At 40.9% G+C, this 21289-nt stretch carries 17 protein-coding genes and 1 tRNA gene; 8 read left to right on the forward strand and 10 right to left on the reverse strand.

Annotation, left to right across the window (positions count from 1 at the left end):
- Positions 1–126: 126 nt before the first annotated feature.
- On the reverse strand, positions 127–1233 hold the full coding sequence (locus tag ACR63T_RS09605) for an AI-2E family transporter (protein WP_472783842.1): 1107 nt from the start codon (positions 1231–1233) through the stop codon (positions 127–129).
- A gap of 339 nt (positions 1234–1572) precedes the next feature.
- Between ACR63T_RS09605 and purM the strand changes: the two genes are divergently transcribed.
- Together purM and purN are read left to right on the forward strand one after the other, a co-directional pair.
- Positions 1573–2622 carry a phosphoribosylformylglycinamidine cyclo-ligase gene (gene purM / locus ACR63T_RS09610; RefSeq protein WP_472783843.1) on the forward strand — a complete coding sequence of 350 codons (1050 nt, stop codon included), beginning with the start codon at positions 1573–1575 and terminating at the stop codon, positions 2620–2622.
- Positions 2622–3314, forward strand: a complete 693-nt coding sequence (gene purN / locus ACR63T_RS09615) for a phosphoribosylglycinamide formyltransferase (RefSeq protein WP_201569748.1) — start codon at positions 2622–2624, stop codon at positions 3312–3314. Before purM ends, purN begins: the two co-directional genes overlap by 1 nt.
- A gap of 141 nt (positions 3315–3455) precedes the next feature.
- Here the strand turns inward: purN and ACR63T_RS09620 are convergent, their stop codons facing one another.
- Both ACR63T_RS09620 and ACR63T_RS09625 read right to left on the reverse strand, forming a co-directional pair.
- A complete protein-coding gene (locus ACR63T_RS09620) occupies positions 3456–4835 on the reverse strand; it encodes an NAD-dependent succinate-semialdehyde dehydrogenase (RefSeq protein WP_472783844.1) in 1380 nt (459 codons plus the stop codon).
- Positions 4836–5136: 301 nt separating this feature from the next.
- Positions 5137–6126 (reverse strand): LysR family transcriptional regulator, encoded by a 990-nt coding sequence (locus ACR63T_RS09625; protein ID WP_201569750.1) that lies wholly within the window; start codon positions 6124–6126, stop codon positions 5137–5139.
- A 936-nt stretch (positions 6127–7062) separates the two neighbouring features.
- On the opposite strand from ACR63T_RS09625, the gene ACR63T_RS09630 reads away from it, so the two are divergent.
- Complete coding sequence (locus ACR63T_RS09630) at positions 7063–8649, forward strand: isocitrate lyase (RefSeq protein WP_201569751.1); 1587 nt, start codon at positions 7063–7065, stop codon at positions 8647–8649.
- A gap of 191 nt (positions 8650–8840) precedes the next feature.
- Here ACR63T_RS09630 and ACR63T_RS09635 read toward each other — a convergent pair whose 3' ends face one another.
- Positions 8841–9959: a DUF4349 domain-containing protein gene (locus ACR63T_RS09635; protein WP_472783845.1), complete on the reverse strand. Its 1119-nt coding sequence runs from the start codon at positions 9957–9959 to the stop codon at positions 8841–8843.
- A 169-nt stretch (positions 9960–10128) separates the two neighbouring features.
- Here ACR63T_RS09635 and ACR63T_RS09640 point away from each other — a divergent pair, with 169 nt between their 5' ends.
- Entirely contained in the window at positions 10129–11805 is a 1677-nt protein-coding gene (locus tag ACR63T_RS09640) for a CYTH and CHAD domain-containing protein (RefSeq protein ID WP_472783846.1), read from the forward strand.
- Positions 11806–11925: 120 nt separating this feature from the next.
- Here the strand turns inward: ACR63T_RS09640 and ACR63T_RS09645 are convergent, their stop codons facing one another.
- Both ACR63T_RS09645 and ACR63T_RS09650 read right to left on the reverse strand, forming a co-directional pair.
- Positions 11926–12549 carry a nitroreductase family protein gene (locus tag ACR63T_RS09645; RefSeq protein ID WP_305898622.1) on the reverse strand — a complete coding sequence of 208 codons (624 nt, stop codon included), beginning with the start codon at positions 12547–12549 and terminating at the stop codon, positions 11926–11928.
- Between the two features lie 383 nt (positions 12550–12932).
- Entirely contained in the window at positions 12933–13439 is a 507-nt protein-coding gene (locus ACR63T_RS09650) for a L,D-transpeptidase family protein (RefSeq protein WP_472783847.1), read from the reverse strand.
- Positions 13440–13620: 181 nt separating this feature from the next.
- Between ACR63T_RS09650 and ACR63T_RS09655 the strand changes: the two genes are divergently transcribed.
- Positions 13621–14736 carry a hypothetical protein gene (locus tag ACR63T_RS09655; protein ID WP_472783848.1) on the forward strand — a complete coding sequence of 372 codons (1116 nt, stop codon included), beginning with the start codon at positions 13621–13623 and terminating at the stop codon, positions 14734–14736.
- Positions 14737–14879: 143 nt separating this feature from the next.
- On the opposite strand, the gene ACR63T_RS09660 is transcribed toward ACR63T_RS09655, so the two are convergent.
- Positions 14880–16118, reverse strand: coding sequence for an argininosuccinate synthase (locus tag ACR63T_RS09660; RefSeq protein ID WP_201569757.1), 1239 nt, complete (start codon positions 16116–16118; stop codon positions 14880–14882).
- 268 nt (positions 16119–16386) lie between these two features.
- Between ACR63T_RS09660 and pyrC the strand changes: the two genes are divergently transcribed.
- From pyrC to ACR63T_RS09675, 3 genes are all read left to right on the forward strand, one after another.
- A complete protein-coding gene (gene pyrC, locus ACR63T_RS09665) occupies positions 16387–17457 on the forward strand; it encodes a dihydroorotase (RefSeq protein WP_472783849.1) in 1071 nt (356 codons plus the stop codon).
- Positions 17458–17762: 305 nt separating this feature from the next.
- Positions 17763–18422 (forward strand): ribonuclease T, encoded by a 660-nt coding sequence (gene rnt, locus ACR63T_RS09670; protein ID WP_472785265.1) that lies wholly within the window; start codon positions 17763–17765, stop codon positions 18420–18422.
- Between the two features lie 361 nt (positions 18423–18783).
- A tRNA-Glu gene (locus ACR63T_RS09675) sits at positions 18784–18859 on the forward strand.
- Between the two features lie 215 nt (positions 18860–19074).
- Here ACR63T_RS09675 and ACR63T_RS09680 read toward each other — a convergent pair.
- The 3 genes from ACR63T_RS09680 to ACR63T_RS09690 all read right to left on the reverse strand — a co-directional run bounded on the left by ACR63T_RS09680 (position 19075) and on the right by ACR63T_RS09690 (position 21165).
- On the reverse strand, positions 19075–19704 hold the full coding sequence (locus ACR63T_RS09680; protein WP_305898625.1) for a BLUF domain-containing protein: 630 nt from the start codon (positions 19702–19704) through the stop codon (positions 19075–19077).
- Positions 19705–20010: 306 nt separating this feature from the next.
- Positions 20011–20778: an IspD/TarI family cytidylyltransferase gene (locus ACR63T_RS09685; protein ID WP_472783850.1), complete on the reverse strand. Its 768-nt coding sequence runs from the start codon at positions 20776–20778 to the stop codon at positions 20011–20013.
- A 99-nt stretch (positions 20779–20877) separates the two neighbouring features.
- Positions 20878–21165 carry an FtsB family cell division protein gene (locus tag ACR63T_RS09690; RefSeq protein WP_227680238.1) on the reverse strand — a complete coding sequence of 96 codons (288 nt, stop codon included), beginning with the start codon at positions 21163–21165 and terminating at the stop codon, positions 20878–20880.
- Positions 21166–21289 lie beyond the last annotated feature (124 nt).

The raw sequence follows: 21289 nt of genomic DNA on the forward strand, positions 1-21289 counted from the left end.
TAAACAAAATACTATCAAAGAACATAACACGCTATAACTGCTCTTATGGCGTGTTATAAAGTTTGCTTTTTATCTTATGTCTACTTTATTTGTTATACCTAGTCTAAGGCTCCAAACAAGCTACCGCTATTTTTTCTCGAACAGCTCTAGCTGCTTACGACCTCTATAAAAGTCGGTAGTCTGATAATAAGCATACAAGTGACGGAACAACACATTGAGTACCGCGGATACAGGTAGAGCGATAAGCATCCCGACAAAACCTAGCAAACTTGCTCCCGCTAATACGGCAAAGATAACCCACAGCGGCGATAGACCGATTTTATCACCTAATAGCAAGGGCTGTAACACATACCCTTCGGCCGCCTGACCCACCAGAAATGCCCCAGCTATCAAAGATAAATGAAACCAATCCAAGCCAAATTGAAACAAGCCTGCGATAATTGAGGCAATAAACCCTAGACCAAAACCCAAATAAGGGACAAAGCTGGCAATACCTGCGCCCATGCCAATAATCAGTCCAAGTTCAAGACCGATCAGCTGCAACTGAACCGCATAAATAACCCCTAAAAGCACCATAACCAGCAGCTGCCCTTTGACGAACTCCATCAAAGCCCGATCACACTCTTGTGCTACAGCAATAACCTTTTTACTATAAGCGGTAGGTATCGCCATTTTCCAACTGAGTAGACGCTTGTCCCAATTAAATAAAAAGTAGAAGGTGAGAATAGGCACGAGCACTATTAGGCCCGCATTATTGACAAAATTCATGCTTGAAGCTAATACTTGATTCATCCAGTTACTGGCATCTGAGAACTGATAATGCGTTTGCATGTACTCAACTAAGGTCTCAGACAACCCCTTAATCTCCAACTCAGGCATCTTAATACGGGTATTACTAGCCAGCCATTCGCGTCCGACCTCATTATACCAAATAAATATTTTTGGTAAATAATTCCAAGCGGCTTGCAATTGATACCACAAGGTTGGTACCAGCCACCATAATAATAATGCCATCCCTAAAGTGATAGTGGCATAAACGACAATAATCGCGATCCAGCGCCTAACATATCTTGATAGCTTTTTTACTAAGGGATTAAACAGGTAAGCCAGTACAAAAGCAAAAACAAAAGGCACGATTACAGGTAGCATCATGTTCAATAGCAGCAAAGCTATGACAACAGCTATGACGATAAACAACCGTCTGAAAAAAGGATCTATGGTTTGAGTAATCATTAAAAGTAATCCTAAGTTTGAGCTGATATTTGTATGACAATAATTGAAATAAAAAAATATTGAATATCTAGGGTCTGTGCAGTGTAAATTCCTCATTATCGCAGAGTAAATAAAAAAAGCAGTCTTTTTTTGTGTTTTAGTGCTTATTCATTCCTCTAATCTATATCGTCATTGTGAGTGAGCGGCTATATCACTGACAATCATGTAGATAATGACCCTGCTTTGCTTGCTATTATTGAGTGCCGTTATTGGTTATAATGCGCCCACTATTATGAATTATGAACTATTCATTACTAATTCCCTATGTAACCCAATTCATTATTTAACGGTGAGATGACCATGAGTGATAAGCCCTCTTTAAGCTACAAAGATGCTGGTGTCGATATTGATGCAGGCGACGCCTTAGTTCAGCGTATTAAGTCGGTAGCAAAAGCTACTAGCCGTCCTGAGGTGGTCGGTGGACTTGGCGGCTTTGGCGCTCTATGTCGTATCCCTACTGGCTACACTTCTCCCCTTCTAGTCTCTGGTACGGATGGCGTCGGTACTAAGCTCAAGCTGGCACTACAGTTAAACCGTCACGATACGATCGGTATTGATCTGGTCGCTATGTGCGTTAACGATTTATTAGTTTGCGGTGCTGAGCCGTTATTCTTCTTAGATTATTATGCCACAGGTAAACTTGACATCGACGTCGCAGCAACTGTAGTCACAGGTATAGGCGCGGGTTGCAAGCTTGCAAATTGTGCGCTTATCGGTGGTGAGACCGCTGAGATGCCAGGTATGTACCAAGATGACGATTATGATCTTGCAGGGTTCTGCGTTGGTGTCGTTGAAGAGGCAGAGGTCATCACTGGTGACAACGTCAGCGAAGGCGATGTGTTAATCGCCCTTGCCTCTAGTGGCGCACACTCTAATGGCTACTCGCTGGTGCGCAAGGTGATAGAGGTTAGTGGTATCGATGTAACCACTAGCACTGAGCAGCTGGATGGACAGCCTATACAAGACGCGCTAATGGCACCAACTCGCATCTACGTGAAAGCTATTAAAGCCCTGCAAGATAGCCTTGGTAGTTCTGCCCTTCATGCCATGTCACATATTACCGGTGGTGGCCTGACAGATAACTTGCCACGGGTATTACCGGATAATTTAGCCGCTAGCATTGATACCAACAGCTGGCAGTTTTCAGAGCTATTCACATGGCTAAAAACCCAGGGCAATATTGAGCGAAGTGAGATGTACCGCACCTTTAACTGTGGCGTCGGCTTTGTTATCGTCGTACCAAAAGATAAAGCAGAAGCTGCTATCCAAACCTTGAATGATGCTGGCGAAAAAGCATGGAAATTAGGTGAAATGGTTAGTCGCGAAGCGGATGCTGTGGTGTACCGTTAATGTCAGACAGCCATACAAAAATTCATAACAAGCCGTTACGCGTTGCCGTTTTGGTTTCAGGTAATGGCAGTAATCTACAAGTTCTGATAGATGCGATGCAAGCAGGTGCGCTACCGATTGAGATAGTCGGCGTCATTAGTAATCGTGATGATGCCTTTGCTATCACCCGTGCTCAAAGGGCGGATATTCCCGTTGCTGTTTTATCCCATACCGATAGTGGCAAGCGCATGACGATTAAAACTTTTGAGCGTCACGCCAGCACGCAGCTTGATGAGTGGCAGCCCGATTTGATTCTTTTGGCTGGGTTTATGCGCGTATTAAGTGCTGATTTTATCAATAGCAGTATTGCGCCGATGATTAATCTACACCCTTCCCTATTGCCTGTTTATAAGGGCTTGGATACTCATCAGCGTGTTATACAAGCAGGTGAGCGTCAGCACGGCTGTAGCATTCACATTGTCACCGCTGATCTCGACGCGGGCGCTGTCCTCACCCAAGCCCTGCTAGAAGTTCTTCAAAAAGATACTGCTAATAGCCTGCAAACGCGTGTGCAAAAGCTTGAACATCAGCTACTGCCTTGGACCATTTTGTTGTTAGCTAAAGGTGTATTGCCGTTGCACAACGAGCAATTATCTAATCAGCAACACACCTGTATGCCGACACTACCTTGGAAGCTATATTTAAACAGTTAAAGTAATGTCAAAGAGCAAAGAAAAGTAGTAACTATTTAAAACTATCGACCACAAAAAAGCCCAGTCACTCAATTTATGAATGACTGGGCTTTTCGGTATTCAATATTTAAAGCGTTTTAACTTTAAAATCTGTACGTGTTCTTAACTATTATGAACGTGTACACCTTTTATGTTTACAAACTCTTTAATACCGAAACCACCATGCTCGCGACCATGACCCGAGTTTTTCACACCACCAAAAGGTAATGCTGGATTTGCGAGGCCATAGCCATTGATATAGACCATACCCGTATCAAACTGCTCATTAGCTAGACGGATGGCTTTGTCTTCATCTTTAGAGAAGATAGCACCACCCAATCCATAACGGCTGTCGTTAGCAATACGCATAGCATCATCTTGATCTTTGGCACGTATTAGAGATGCTACTGGACCAAACAGCTCATCATCATAGGCTGGTTGACCTTTTTCAACATTCTCTAGAATAGTCGCTGGATAAAAGCTTCCTTTACCTTCTGGTAATTTACCACCAACTGATATAGTAGCGCCTTTACTTACGCTCTCTTCCACTTGCTCATGCAGTTTTTCTTGCAGATCTTTACGCGCTAGTGGGCCAAGATCAGAGCTGTCATCCATTGGGTCGCCTGCTTTTTTACTTGCAAACTCTTCAACGATACGCTTACGGAACTCATCATATAAGCTGTCAACGACGATAAAGCGCTTTGCAGCAACACAAGTCTCGCCATTATTGATCAGACGCGCTAGCGTACAAGTTTGTACTGCAAGCTCTAAGTCAGCATCTTCTAAAACAATAAATGCGTCATTCGAGCCCAACTCCAGAACTGCTTTTTTGATTGCTTTTGCTGCTTGCTGACCAACGATACTACCTGCACCATCACTACCAGTAAGCGTCACGCCGCGTACTTTATCATTACCAATTAATTTTTCTGACTGGTCGTGATCAATTAGAATAGTACGGAACAAATCATTCGGTAAGTCAGACTCATGGAATATTTTTTCAATTAATAAGCCAGAACCAGTCACGTTTGCTGCGTGCTTAAGCAGAACGCTGTTACCTGCCATTAGATTGGCAATCGTATAGCGGAACACTTGATAAGCTGGGAAGTTCCAAGGCTGCATACCATAGATAACGCCAATGGGCTGATAGGTAACAATACCTTTTTTCAAGCCTTCGATGTCACGTTCATCATCAGCAAGCGCGGCCACACCTTTCTCTGCAGTGTAATCACAAATCGCTTTACACAAATCAATCTCTTGTAGACTCTGACTGTAAAGTTTACCGCGCTCCTCAGTCATAAGACGAGATAGCTCCTCTTTGTACTTCATCAAAGTCTCGCCAATAGAGTTAAGAACCTTCGCACGCTCTTCATGGCTGGTAGTGCGCCACTGCAAAAATGCTTCATGAGAAGCGTCAACGATCTTACTGACCTCATCATTACTCATATAGTTATATTCTTTGATGTCTTCGCCTGTTGCTGGGTTTACAGTAGTAATATCTGCCATGGTTATTATCCTAATATTGTTTTGAATTAGTGTTATTTTAAATTAATTTCATTATTCACATGCATTTGTGCAGTTATCGAACACTGCTTATCAAAAGCGATATATGATCTGCGTTTTTATTTAACTAAGTAATCATAACAAAACATTGTCCTTACACTTTTACAAGATATTATAAAATGTGTGGAAGATGTTAACAATGTGACCCGATAATAAAGATTACCTAACTAATATTACTTATTAGTTAGGTTTTAAAGTCAAAAAAAACCAGCACTAAGGCTGGTCTCATACATTTTTAGAATACTCAAAAAATCTGATTAATGACTGGTATGTCTTCTTCTTTATTTTCTTCATCAGCAACGACTTGACGTGCGACATGCATGATAAGTTGTCTTAACCATCTATGCGCAGGATGATGTTGCAATAATGGAGACCACGCCATAGTCAGCTCAAACTCAGGTATAAAAAATGGCGGCTCTCTCATGATAATACTGTCATTAGTCGCTTGCATACGTGCCACACGCGTCGGCAAAGTTGCAATCAAGTCTTTATTAGCCGCGAGCATTGCAGGCATCTGATAGTGACGAGTAAATACACTAATCTGACGCTTTTGCCCTAAGCGTTGCAAGGCTTGATCAATTGAGCCAAGTCCGCCTGACTTTTCGGGATTGACCCCAAAGCCGACACCCATACCTGTCTTTGATACCCAAACATGCTGGCTTTTTAGATAATTCTTCAAATTAAAACGACTGGCATAAGAGTTATCAGCAGATAATAAACAGCTAAAAGTATCACGCCACACTAGTACTTGATGGAAGCTTTGCGGTATTTCATTAAAACGGTTGATAGCTAGATCGACTCGCCCCTGCTCCATATCACGATAAGAGACGTCTGATGGGGTCAAAAAATCTAATATTACATTGGGTGCCTCAGAGCGCAGTGCCTTGACTAACTTAGGTACCAGTGTTGCCTCGGCATAATCAGAAGTCATAATCCGAAATACGCGCGAGGTACTATAAGGACGAAATTCGGTACGCGGCTCAAGCACTTGCGTCAGATCAGCTAATATCTCACGAATACGCGGCTGTAGCTCAAGCGCACGTTCCGTTGGTGTCATACCCTCTGATGAGCGTACTAGCAAAGGGTCATTGAACAACTTTCGCAAGCGACGTAAAATATTACTCATCGCTGGTTGAGTGATGCCCAATTGCTCTGCGGCACGGGTCACGTTTTTTTCTCTGAGCAATACATCTAGATGTACCAATAAATTTAAATCAACGCGCTGCAAATTCATACGTATGTCTCTTTGCCTTAAAATAACTGCCATTTAAAGGTTTGGTGATGTAATTTATTACTAGAGCTACTATAGTTGCTAACTGCTTTACAACTACTAAATAGGTCATATAAAAAGGTATTCAAATAAATAAAGCTCATTATAAGTTGCATTATTAGCGGTAAGTCTTTGATATCTATCAACTATAGATAAAATAAATACTCAAGATAATTATCATAAACTAGATAAATCTCAATTGAGTGGTTATAGTGAGTCTTATAAATAAGCAACAGCAAATGAGTCAAAATTAAACCAACATTAGAATCGTCACTCAGCCATTTTGACTGACAACACGACAGCTCTTATTGTAGCATCTCTGACGAGTAAGTAGTGACACCTACTACTGATAACCTCTGAAATAGCTAAAATGTTATTAGCTCAATACTTGTCATATTTTTGTTCGTTTATCAATGTATTGTGATTTTTATGATAACTGGCAGCACTGATAGGCTCTAAGTACAGTTACTAGGCAATCACTAAGCAATAAGCGCTCTAAACTACTTTTTCTACATTTGATTGCTTAAAACGCTTGTATTTTTGCTCAACTTTGTTTAGGGTATTAAGCCTAAGAATTATGATGAGCAAATATCTTTTGTTTTAGCTCAAAAATTTTTAGCTCCAACTGCACCACATACTTAGAACATTATTTAATTTTTAAATTTATTCTGAGTTTCGATATCACTATTACCATCGCCGTTGCTACCCTTATTTATCTGTATCAAATTTTTGATACTTACTCGATAATGCAACAATGAAAGCCTAGCAATACCCAGTAAAACTTAGTCAGCAGCGATAAGTAATAAACTAAATAGTGCCTGTCTCTACGACGACAGTTACAACAGCATTTACAACGATAGTTTTTCGTTAGTCTTTTTACACCCACCAAGGAGAGTTTGGATGTCTAATTATACATCTGCGTTAGAATTAGTACGTAATCTAAAGAAACAACATGGAAACTGGAACAACATCAGTGAAAATGATGCTGCCCGTATGATGGTGCAAAACCGTTTTAAGACTGGTTTAGATATCGCAAAATACACCGCTGACATCATGCGTCAAGACATGGCAGAGTATGATAACGATACGTCTCAGTACACTCAGTCTTTAGGTGCTTGGCATGGTTTTATCGCTCAACAAACCATGTATGCTAACAAAAAATACTTCAATACTACCTCTAAAAAATACATCTACCTGTCAGGTTGGATGGTTGCAGCGCTACGTTCAGAGTTTGGTCCATTACCTGATCAATCAATGCACGAAAAAACATCAGTACCGAAACTAGTAGAAGAAATCTACACTTTCTTACGTCAAGCAGATGCTAAAGTATTAAACGATTATTTCCGTGAGCTAAACGCTGCTGAAGAAGCGGGCCAAGATACCAAAGCTATCGAAGACAAAATCGAAAACTTTGAATCACATGTTGTACCAATCATCGCTGATATCGATGCCGGTTTCGGTAACGAAGAAGCGACTTATTTGCTAGCCAAAAAGATGATCGAAGCAGGTGCTTGTGCCCTACAGATCGAAAACCAAGTATCTGATGCCAAGCAATGTGGTCACCAAGCCGGTAAAGTAACAGTACCGCATGAAGACTTCATCTCAAAAATCAATGCGCTTCGTTATGCATTCTTAGAGCTAGGCGTTGAAAACGGTGTTATCGTTGCCCGTACTGATTCTGAAGGCGCATCATTAACGCAAAAAATCCCAGTATCAAATGAGCCAGGCGATCTAGCTTCCAAATACATCGACTTCATCGAAATGGAAGAGATCACTCTTGACCAAGCCAATGAGAACGATAGCTTACTTAAGCATAACGGTAAGTTGGTTCGTCCTAAGCGTTTAGCTAACGGCCTATATAGCTTCCGTGAAGAGACTAACATCGACCGTGTTGTCCTTGACTGTGTAACCGCTCTAGAAAACGGTGCTGATCTACTTTGGATCGAAACCCCAACGCCAAACGTTGAGCACATCAAAATGATGGTTGATCGCATCAAAGAGCAACAGCCAAAAGCGAAGCTGGTTTATAACAACAGCCCATCATTCAACTGGACGTTGAACTTCCGTAAGCAAGTTATCGCTGAGTGGGAAAAATCTGGTAAAGACATCTCTAGCTACAACAAAGATGACTTAATGAGCGCAGATTACGACGGTACTGATTTGGATAAAGCAGCTGATGAAGCGGCTAAAAACTTCCAAAAAGATGCAGCGCGCGAAGCTGGTGTTTTCCATCACTTAATCACGCTACCTACGTATCACACTGCGGCTCTAGAAGTACATAATCTTGCAAAAGGTTACTTCGGTGAAGACGGTATGCTTGCTTATGCTGCTGGCGTACAACGTAAAGAGATCCGTGAAGGCATCGCTTGTGTTAAGCACCAAGCCATGGCAGGTTCTGACATCGGTGATGATCATAAAGAGATCTTCTCAGGTGACAACGCTCTAAAAGCTGGTGGTGGTAAAAACACTATGGATCAGTTCAAATAGGCTCAAGCCTTTAACTGATTTATTAATCGCTTTTAAATATTGAAAAACCGCCCTGCGTAATGTAGGGCGGTTTTTTTGTGGGCTGAAATATGATCATAGGCTTAGTTAGGGTGCGCCCCGCACACCACTATCAAGGTGACGATCAACCTAATGGTGCATAAAATGCATTCTACGCTTACTCACGCTAGTAGTTATTTTATATCGCCATCTTTATCTTTTTCATCCTTGCCAAACCATTCTTTACGTTTGGCAGCGCTCATAGGCGGTCTATTTTTAAAAAGCTTATGGTACAGCGCTTTGATAATTCTATAGATGAGGTAGAAAACACCAAATAGTACAACCAACCACCACAGCTGTATAATGCCAAGAGCTACTGCCCTGAGCATATTCCAGCCTTCTCTAAAGGACTCACCAACTTGCGCGCCAAAGCTTGGACGCTCAGCATCGATGATTACATCCAGATTTTGGGTGGTTTCTTTATAGCTGCTATTGGGCTGGCTAAAGGTTAAGTCTATCGTGCTATATTTTACCTTATCTGCGATATCCATCTTTTCAAGCTGGGCATATTCTTGTTGTTGACGCGCGGCATAAGTTGCGGCAATCGTATCGACATTACTATTTTGATCTTTGTCATTTTTACTATTGAGGCGCTCTTGTGCTAGATCAGCCGCCATATCGCTATTGAGTTTAGCTGCCAGCTGCTCACGGTAAATATCTAGCGTTACATCTTGCGCGCTAAATGATTGCTCATTTAAAAAGGCCACTTGCTGCTGAACTTGCTTTAAAAAGCTGCTGACTTTTTCGCGAGGAATACGTACAGTCATAGTCGCTTGACGATAGTAAGTGGTCAAAGTAACGTTCTGATCGCCTTTAATAAAGGTACGGCTGCCATTCTCAATATTAGTGGTTTGGCTTAGCGCTACGTAACCGCCCTGCTGACGGGTTAAGCTCTCAATAGCGTTAGTACTTTTGACTACATCTTCGACTTTGAAGTTAGCATTAGCGGTTATTAGCAGCTCTTTACCTTTAATTTGAATATCTGAGACTTGACTCCCGAGAGTCTGCTCGCTATCGCCTGCTTGGTTTTCGACCTTTAGTTTGATAGGTGAGTTAGCAACGTCTGACTCTAATGACTCGTCAACCGACTGCTCAATCTCTACAGCGTTACTCATATCCTCACTAGCGTATTCTGAGGAGTCACTACAACTACTGATTAATAATATAGACCCTAACACCGCAATAGTTAACGATGTCTGCAAATGACTTTTTTTAAATAAGTCATGCTCAGCTTTAAGTATCTCATTATTCATGCTCGTTACTCTTTTTGATATATTAGTCTAATTATAAAGACTCCTAAATAAAAGTACATCGTTTAGCAAGTGATTCGCTTATAAATCTGTAGAAGTTTTACTTGTTATTCACAGTGGCCTCTCATACGATAGTAGTACTATCACTTTTATTATAATAAAGGAGCTTACTGTGCAAGAGATTGAATTAAAGTTTTTGATACCAGAGTCACGACTAAAAGGTCTGATGCGTCAGGCAAAAGTTAAGTCCTCTCAAACCACTCAGTTAGCTGCTCATTATTACGATACCCCTAAGCAAACGCTGGCAAAGGCGGGCATTGGCTTACGTATTCGTCAAGAAGGTGACCAATGGGTACAGACTATCAAAGCGGGTGGCGACGGTATCGCAGCACGTTTAGAGCACAATGTGATACTGGATAGTGAGCAAGTGCAAACTATGCTTGATGAAGGTAAGCTGTTTCCTGATTTATCGGTTTATAAAGAGACGGCCATTGCCCCTGCATTGGCTGACTTTAAGCTAAAAAAACTAGCCAAAAATCTAACTCGGCAATATGTGACCGATGTACAGCGTGTTTCGCGTCTATTAGAAGATAAAGAAAGCAGTCAAAATGAAGAAACTAATAATACCATTGAGGTTGCTTACGACTGTGGCGAGATCATTCATGGTATCGATGCAACCCTACGCTACCCTATTCATGAGATCGAATTTGAGCTAGTCTCAGGTGAGCTTGAGTTTTTATTTGCGACCGCTAAAGTGTGGTGCAAACGCTATAAGTTATGTCTATCTACCGTGACTAAAGCTGAGCGCGGTGGCTTGCTCATTCAACAACAAGACTACAGCCCAGCAGTAAGCGCCAATCTTGCTCAACTCAATGTCAACCCTGACAGTAGCATGGCTGAATTCATCCGTGCCACTGTGCATAACTGTCTATTACAAATACTCCCTAATAGCAGTGCTATCGTCGCAGGTAGTACGGACAACGACCATGTTCTACAGTTACGTATCGGTATTCGTCGTCTACGTACTGCGCTTAACGTCCTCAAAAAATTCTCAGATGCGCCTAACCCTGATTGGCAGCCGATCCTCAAACAAACGGAGCGCTTGCTTGGTGACTACCGCACGCTTGCCTATCTAGCCTCAGATATTGAATGTAAGTTGCAGCAGCAAGGGGCACCTAAAGTCGACTGGAGCACAGAGCTTACCCGTTTGAAAGTTACCCCGACCAATGCAGTACGGGCTAATGACTTTCAGTTGACTCTACTTGAGCTGATTGAGTTTACTATGAGTGACGCTAGCAATGAGCCGCAAGCAAAAATGCTAGCCATCGATATACTGCCAAAACTACTTTCTAAAAAACATATCAAGCTACTCAAAGCTGAGCAAAAGCTTGCTGATCTTAAAAACCCTGACGCCATGCCTAATAAGCTCGCTAGTGATGAATTGTCTGGTGATGTCAACATTGATGATGCTGATAATGAAGCTGATAAAAGAGTTAAGCTTACAGATCAAAAGGCCTTGCACGATACCTTACAACATAAAGCACATCATAAAGTGCGCCAGCATCTCAAAGACTTACGTTATATCAGTGAGTTTGCAGCCCCACTATACAGCGATAAGAAAAACAGCAGTAAGAAAAGCCGACGTTTAATTGAACAGCTAGTCAAAGCACAACGAGCCTTAGGGCAGTATAATGACCATCAACAGTACCAACAGCATTATGAGAAAAAGGCTTTAACAGATACGAATGCGCTATATGGGGCTGGCTGGTTTGCCGCTTTAACAAAAAGTGACTTACAACGCTGCCAAAAACGCTTGGCTAAAGTGAATGACGTTACTATATTTTGGTAATTAAGGCTTAGTCGTTCAGCTACTTCGCTATAAACTTTGCATAAAAAAGACAGCTTATATACTTATGAATATATGAAGCTGTCTTTTAGTCTCAAATCGATTAGCTACTAGTGATTGGCTTTATTTTGACTCAAGCCCAAGCACCTTCATACGCTCGTTAAGCGGTTGATACGTCTTCTCGCCAGCAGGCTCTAAGATATTGCCAAACGGCATTTGTGCAATCAAATCCCAATCGTCATCGATCGAAAAAGCTTTGGCAATAGCCTCATTGATTAACGGATTATAATGTTGCAAACTAGCGCCAACTTCTAAAGTCCGTAGCTCTGTCCACAATGCATATTGATGCATCGCTGAGGTTTGCTCGGCCCAAATCGGAAACCTATCGGCATATAGCGCGAACTTATCTTGCATGGCTTTGATAACTTTCTTATCTTCATAGAATAATACGGTGCCTGCCGCTGCACGAAAGCCATCCATCTTTTGTTTAGAGCTAGTAAAATCGCCATCGCCCACTTCATCGCGTAACTTAAGCTCAGTAATATCCCAAAGCTGCTGGTGCTGATCACCAAACAAAACCACTAATCGTGACGACTGGGAATTAAAAGATGATGGTGTATGTAATAGTACACGCTCGGCCATATTGACGATAGCTTGTGGAGCTGTAGGTAACTCATTACCCAAGGCATAGATAGAGCGACGCTCATTAAAGGCTTGTTGTAGCGTTTCAAGTGTAGCTTTGGACATTGCATTTCTCTTTATAGTTTTGGTTAGAATTTTCGCTGTTAGATTTTTTTCGCACTCTTTATAAGTGTACATTTTATAAATGTGATACTTATAAATGTCTTATATTCGATAATATTATAACAACCAGCTTAACAATACATCGTTAATGTTGAGTTCGTTTTATCAATAGCCTTGTAACTATATCTTGTCGCTATATTTTTCAACTATGACTAATTCAAAATAAAAGAGATACATTATTTATTGAAGCGGAACTGATATAAATTTTTCTTGCTTGCTGTGTCTACGCTGACAGAGGCTGCGCAAAATTAATATCAGTTCCGCTGTATTTTTTATATTAGATTGACTATATAATTTGCAGCTATATTTTTGATATAAGAGTTAGATTAGCTGGCGATTATAGTGACAGCCACTCCTTCCTCTATTTTATCGTATAGCTCAACAATATCTTGATTACGCATGCGCACACAACCATGTGAGAGTGGTAAATCCATAGACTCATTATCAGGTGTACCATGAATATAGATATAGCGCTGATAAGTATCACAGCCACCTTTATCATTGCTGCCTTTATTGATGCCTTCTTCTAAGCCTTGTAGCCATAGAATGCGAGTTAATATCCAGTCGCGCTCAGGATAATTAGCACCAAATTCAGCGCTGTGTATCTCACCAGTAGGCACACGCCCGACAAACACGGCATTTATAGGCTCGTGGCCGCCAATTTTTTGTGCAATAATATGCCGACCTAACGGCGTACAACCACTATCTTGCTGACTGCCGATACCGTTTTTTGCTGTTGATACCCCATATTGGCAAATTTTAACATCATGCTTATATAAGCTTAAGCTTTGTTTAGCAATATTAATGATAATGTGTTTATCAAAGTCTTTCATGACACCCAACCCGTTATTTCTTTAGTCAGTCGTTAAAGGTTATTTTATCGATATCTCATTGTATTTAAATGTATTTTTATTAGAATCTTTAATAGTTGGTAAAAATATCTATCCTTAAAAGATTGTATCAAATGCACAGGCACCGTAAGATAAGAGCCATATTCTTTAATGCTAGCAAATTATGACTACTGTTTCACCAAAACGCGTGTCGATGTATGATTTTTTATCTCAAGACTTGCAGCCTACTGTTTCACTACTGGCGGATGCCACTCAGTTATCGCTACCACAAACGCGCTTAGGGCTATCTGCTAGTCTACAAGCTATCATCACCGCTTTACTCGCTTACGAGCAACGCAATCAGGCCTCGGTAGTCCATAAAAAGCTATTTACTCGTGGCTCAGTCAAAGAGCTACGTCAGTACAATGCGATGAACTTTGCTACTATCAGTGCCAGCTTATACCATCGCAATGATGTCACTGATGCTATTTTCGGTGATGTCGCAACCGTAATGAAAGCTTGTCACTATATAGCAGAGCAAATTTCGGCCAGACCGATGCAGGTAAAGACACTACTGACCTCTTTGTCTATTCTAGTGTTGCGTGAGCTTGCAGTCTTAGCCGATTATAGCCAACTTGATAGTGATGAGCTGGCTAAATGGTTTGAATTGCAGCCGCAGTTTTTATCGATAGCCTCTATTGATGATTATTGGTACACATTGACTCAATTTCAGGCGGTACAGACAGCACCTGTTCAGGGTACGCATCAAGCCACTCCCAAGTATATAAAGGCTATTGGACGTGCACCTGAAAATGTTCAACAGGGTCGTCATAATGATATGCTAGTGTTTGAACCGATGGCAAATATCGTCTTACCGCACCAACGCTGGTTACTACAGCTGGCAAAGATAGCTGATATATACTTGAGTCGCAATCGTTTGCGTATTACCTCGGAACCTGCTACAGCGCCTATCGCACCTTTAGTTAGTATAGGACTGCTCGGTGTCAGTAGCGATGACAACGACGATACGCAAGTCACGACTCGCGAGCAGCCTATCAAACATGACAAATCAGTACCACTATGGAAAAACCCTGTCATTCTTATTATTATTCTAGTGATCGGTGTTCTTGGCGGTCTAGCTATGCTCAAGTATCAACAGCAGCAGTCTGATGGCGTACTGACAGCGTCAGATGCGGTGTATGAGCATAATCACCCTAATGAGCGCCAGCAACAAGATATGGCGACTGTAAAAGTTGATGATAGTATTGATAATAATAACGGCGCAAGAGTTGCTGATTGAAGCTAGCTATTAAAGTGTACTAAGTATAATGATTTTTATATAAAGAAATTTAGACAATAAAAAACAGAGACTTAGCGCCTCTGTTTTTTATTGTCTAAAATAATTATGTTTAACTACTTTCATAGCTGACTATTTAGAGCTGACTATTTAGATAAGTCACGTCCACGACTGGCTTCGATAGCCAAACGTAGTCCGTTTAGGCGGATAAAGCCTTCAGCGTCTTTTTGATCATAAGCGCCCGCATCATCTTCAAAAGTGGCAATTTTTTCGTCAAACAGTGAGTCATCTGACTTACGACCGACTACGCTGACACTACCTTTATATAACTTCACGCGTACCGTGCCATTGACATACTCTTGCGACTTATCGATTAGCGCCTGCAACATAAGACGCTCAGGACTGAACCAATAGCCGTTATAGATAATCTTAGCATAGCGTGGCATCAGCTCATCTTTTAGATGTGCCGCTTCGCGATCTAGGGTCAGTGATTCAATACCGCGATGCGCTTTTAGCATAATCGTGCCTGCTGGCGTCTCATAACAGCCGCGTGACTTCATACCCACATAACGGTTTTCGACGATATCTAAACGACCGATACCATGGTTGCCACCAATTTCATTAAGCTTAATCATAATCTCGTACGGCTTAAGTGCTTCACCATCGATAGCAACGATATCCCCTTTTTTATACTCAAGATCCATATATTGCGGTGTATCTGGCGCTTCTTCTGGGCTGACTGACCAGCGCCACATATCATCTTCAGCCTCCATATACGGATCTTCTAAGATGCCGCCCTCATAAGAGATATGCAGTAGATTGGCATCCATAGAGTAAGGCGATTTGGTCTTATTACCGGCATAGTCGATAGCGATATTATGCTCTTCGGCATACTGCATTAGGCTTTCACGACTCGACAGATCCCATTCACGCCAAGGGGCGATAGTCACTACATCAGGCGACAAAGCGACAGCGCCTAGCTCAAAACGAACCTGATCGTTGCCTTTACCTGTTGCACCATGACTGATCGCATCGGCATTATGCTCAGCGGCAATCTCAACTAAGCGTTTGGCGATAAGTGGGCGCGCGATAGAAGTACCTAATAAGTACTCACCTTCATAAATGGCATTGGCACGAAACATTGGGAACACATAATCACGAGCAAACTCTTCACGCAGATCTTCGATATAAATATTTTTGATACCCATAGCTTCTGCTTTGGCACGGGCAGGCTCAACTTCTTCGCCTTGACCAAGATCAGCGGTAAAGGTAATGACTTCAGCATCATAAGTCTCAGTCAGCCATTTAGCGATGATTGAAGTATCAAGTCCGCCTGAATAGGCTAGAACAATTTTATTGATATTATTTTTATCCAGTTGTGCCATGAATAGCTCCTAGTTGATAGTTAGGGTTTTGGTTTTAAAAAATAAGATAGGAATATAGAGCAGAATAGATAGTAAAAATAGATTTTGCCTAGTTAGTGTACATCATATTTAGTCAGGCAACCAAATCTGTTATTATAGCAACAAAATAAATGCTTTGATTAGAGCATATCTTCTTATTATTGCCGCTGTTTAGTTGCCCTTTATTTATTAATTACTCTTACTTATCTGTCTTTTTCTCAATCTAACCCTATAGAGTGCTATAACGCTTATGACTGATTCTATTGCTCAGCTTACTATTATTCAGCCCGATGATTGGCACATTCATCTGCGAGATGATCAAGCATTAGCGACTACGGTTGCTCATGCAGCTACTAGTTTTAATCGGGTTATTTGTATGCCAAATTTAGTACCACCTGTCAAAACGACTACTGACGCACAGGCTTATCGAACGCGCATTATGCAGCATTTACAAGCTTGTGATATCCCAGCTGAGCGCAAGGCGACTTTTGATCCGCGTATGACCTTGTATATGACCGATCATACTAGTGCGCAAGATATCGAAGAGGCCGTAAAATCAGGCATCGTTCAAGCGGTCAAACTCTACCCTGCTGGTGCCACAACCAACTCAGCTGATGGCGTGACTAATATTAATGCGCTGGCTGATGTATTCGGCGCTATGGAAAAGTATCAATTGCCCTTATTATTGCATGGTGAAGTGACACAGGATCATGTCGATATTTTCGATCGTGAAAAGCGTTTTTTAGATGAAGTGTTAGTGCAAATTATAGCTAAATTCCCTGCATTAAAAATCGTTTTAGAGCATATTACTACTAGCGATGCCGCTGACTTTGTTTTAGCACAAGGTAATAACATTGCCGCAACTATTACCCCGCAGCACATGATGCTCAATCGTAATCATATGCTGTTAGGAGGCATTAAACCGCATCTATATTGCCTGCCTATTCTAAAGCGAGAGTCGCATCAAAAAGTGCTATTAGATGTCGCAACTAGTGGCAGTCCAAAGTTCTTTTTGGGCACAGACTCAGCACCGCATCCGACAGATAAGAAAGAAACGGCCTGTGGCTGTGCTGGCTGTTATAGCTCACCGACAGCGCTAGCTTTATACGCTACTGCCTTTGATAGTGTTGGCAAAATTGACAAGCTTGAAGGCTTTACCAGTCGCTTTGGTGCACAGTTCTATGGATTGCCTCTGAATACTAATACCGTAACTTTACTTAAATCACCTATGCAAATACCCACCTCTTATCCGTATTTTGATGGCTCAACACTTACTCCGTTGATGGCTGGTGAAACGCTACCTTGGTCGATTAAAGCGTAAGCGTTTTAGTTGAGTTTAACTTTAGCCAAGCTTGGTTGCTACTAAGCTTGGCTTAACTAAATTTGATAAGACGACTGGACTTGATAGTATGACTGGCATATCGACAGTCTTTATACTCTTGATCTTTGATGTGCTATCAAGCTTTAGTATACTATTAAGCTTTAAAATTTTGACCTTTAAAATTTTGATTTATTATTACCGACAAAGTGATTTAACTGTCTATGAGTACCCAAAACAACACTATTAAACCTGCTGAAGTAGGCTCCGACAAGGTGTCAGTTGATAACGACCAAACTGATAAACCTATGTCTTTAAAACAGCGCTTTCGTAAATTTTTGCCAGTCGTGGTTGATGTAGAAACCGCTGGTTTTAATGCACACACTGATGCACTGCTAGAGATTGCCTGTATTCCTATCCTACTCAATGAGCAAGGGGTGTTTTATCCAGGAGAGGCGCAAAATGCTCATATCGAACCTTTTGAAGGCGCTAATCTTGAACCGCGAGCTTTGGCATTCACAGGTATTGATCCTAATAATCCTATGCGTAAAGCGATTGCCGAAGATGAGAAGGTCGCACTACGACGCATCTTTAAAGGCTTAAAAGAAGTTCGAAAATCTGAAGAATGTCGTCAATGTGTGCTGATAGGTCATAATGCTCATTTTGATTTGGCATTTTTAAATGCCGCAGTAGTACGAACCAATAGCAAAAACCTTAACCCTTTTCACCAGTTCTCAGTATTTGATACCGTCACTTTATCTGCGTTAGCTTTTGGCCAAACTGTATTGGCACGCGCTTGTAAGGCTGCTGGGCTCGAATTTGATGGTAATGATGCACACTCAGCGCTTTATGATACGCAAAAAACAGCTGAATTATTTTGTCATATTCTAAATAACTATCCGATGCTGCCTAATGCGATGGTCGTTGAAGAAGCTGAAGCAGTAGTGACAGAGGACAACAACTCATAAACAGCAATTAGCTGAATATTACTTATAATAAAATGAAGTCGTTTATTATAATTGTTGTAGATTACTACGAGGGCTTCTCTAATGGAACTAGAACCACAACATATGTTATGGGGTACTATTATTGGTTATATGCTGCTTGCTATAACCATCAGTGCGTGCACTTCGCTATGGATTCGCCATCATTTAAAGAGTAAAAACTTACATCCACACCGGGCCTTGAAAAAAAGGTATTTATTGCTAAAAAAACGTAGAAAAAAGCTTGACAGTAAACACAGACGCTATTAGAATGTGCACCTCTTCAGCATAAATGGTGAAAGCAGCTGAAGCGCTACTACTTTATTTATAAAGTAAATAGCTCCTAGTCCCCATCGTCTAGAGGCCTAGGACACCGCCCTTTCACGGCGGTAACGGGGGTTCGAATCCCCCTGGGGACGCCACATATAAAAGTATTATTGGTTTCAATGGTAATATTTTAAAACTCTGCAAAGTCTAACTGATTTTGCAGAGTTTTTTTTGCAACTAAATAAAGTGTTTTACTACGGAACATTAAGAGTTACTGATTAATAAAAATTAATAAGCAATAAAAATCCAGCGTAATGCTGGATTTTTATTTTTCAACTTTAAATATTACAATATATCCACTCTCAACGATTTAGAACTTATCTGACAACATAAACCATAACAAGGTTAGGATTATAAGCGACCCTAATACAGTTTGAATCAAGAAAAAAGCTTGATGCTCGCCAACTACCTTGCTCAAAGTTAAACCCAAAGCATTATACTTTATAGGCTGACTATCATTATCACCGCTATCACCACTCATCTTTTGCTCTTCATAATAATCTTGTAAGACATCCAAAAATTGATGCCATTGATTGCTGGCCCACTCATAAGGCTTAAAAGGCATGAGTGCTTTTATCTTAGAGTCGCTAAGCATCCAGCGCTCAAGCGTCATTGAACGTAGCGACCACCCTGTAAATCGTCTTTTAGAAATTGCCGAAAAGCCTAGAGTCTGCATATCTTTATGGCGATCATCCATCAATATACGGTTTTTGAGATTCGTTAACGCCTGCTCTGAGCCTTCAATACACTGAAAAAAGTATCCATTGCCGTAGCAAAGTATTCCTGTTACGTCATCGGCTGTATTATTTTTTATAGCAGCCTTGGCGATATCATTAAGCGTACTCGCACCTGATAAGCCTATTGAGGTAATGCGACTTATATACACCAATTGATAAAGATCTGAGGTTTCTAAGATCGTCGGAGTAGTAGCTGATAACATTTGCCTCTCCTTAAAATAGTCAATGACCTATGCCAATGATATTGGAAATAATATAGAGACAAGATTAGTAAGATCTAATGATGGCTTTATAAATTATCAGTATTTATTGTTATAGTTAATTGTATTAACTTGGTTACAGAATAGGGTATATTGTTAGACATTGCAAACAAATAGTTATAAATAGCAGAATACATTGTAACCAACTGATATTTATGCCTATATTTGTATTTCAGCAATATTAAGGTAATAAAATAGTAATAATAGGAAGATAAAACAGAGAAAAAAAGATACTAGCTTTTAGACAAGCTAGTAATTGACTTGCATATTGATAATAGCAGTAATCAAGAGCGCATCATCAGGAAAGGTAAGTTTGATGTTTTGTCGACTGCCAGATATCAGTCGAATAGGAAGGTTGAGCTGTTCAAAAGCACTAGCCTCATCGGTAATATTAAAATTGTGTTTAGCGACTTGCGATAATACTTCTCGCAATTGGCCTAATCGAAATACCTGTGGTGTCTGTGCTTGCCATATACAACTACGATCGATAGTGGCTTGGGTGTAGTAGCTATCGTTTTTAGAATGATCTGAAATAGATCGATTTGTTGATGTTAAAAAATGATTGTTTAAGAGGTGATTGTTTAATAGATGGTTATCAAGCTTTTGCGATTGCTTAAGCGTATCTGCAGCTGGCACTGCTAATATAGCGCCATAAGGCTCACTCATAGCTGCTACTATAACTCGCTCAATATCTCTCGTTGGAACGCTGGGACGCGCAGCATCATGAATCAGAATCAGATCATCATCATCAGCGCCTTGCTTAATAATAGCGTCAACTCCCAAATGCACTGACTGCCAACGCTCAGCGCCACCTTGAGTGAAAGACACAGGCATAGCAAAATCTAAGGTTTGTGCGGTAGTGTCATCAGCAGCAATCACTAATAAGCAGTTGTTAACATAGGTACTGGTCGCCAACCTTGCCACACTGAGCTGTAATAAAGTCTGTCCACAAATATGCACATATTGCTTGGGTTTGGATGCACCAAAGCGACTGCCACGACCTGCTGCGACAATCATACTGTGTACTTTGGGGACAGATTTATTATTAATAATATAGCCTTATTAAGATGATTTCAGCACTCTTGCACTTATAAGAATACTGTTGGCTGAGAATGACTACTGACTACTGACTACTGTAGGTGAGGTAGATATTTGCACAAAAGTTTCATTAGGCTTGATAAGCCCTAAATCTAGACGAGCATGCTCCTCTACCGCCTCCAAGCCATTTTTGAGATCATGGACATCGGTACGTAACAAGTCATTGGCAGCTACTTGATTATCATTAGCGCGCTGCTGATCCTCAATCTGAGTTAACAGCTCACTATGCTCAAAGTGACCATTGCCACCTAGCCAGTACTGATATTGCAGTCCTAATAGCGCGGCAACTGCTAAGGCAAGTAACATAAACTGGCTAAAGTACTTCATAAGCGTAAAATATCAACCGAAATAGTTTTTAGAGTATAAATTTATAGTATAAATACAATAGGGTAAGCGATAAGAAACCACCTTATATTTGATAGTTTCTTAT

Source organism: Psychrobacter sp. M17(2026) (assembly GCF_055699815.1).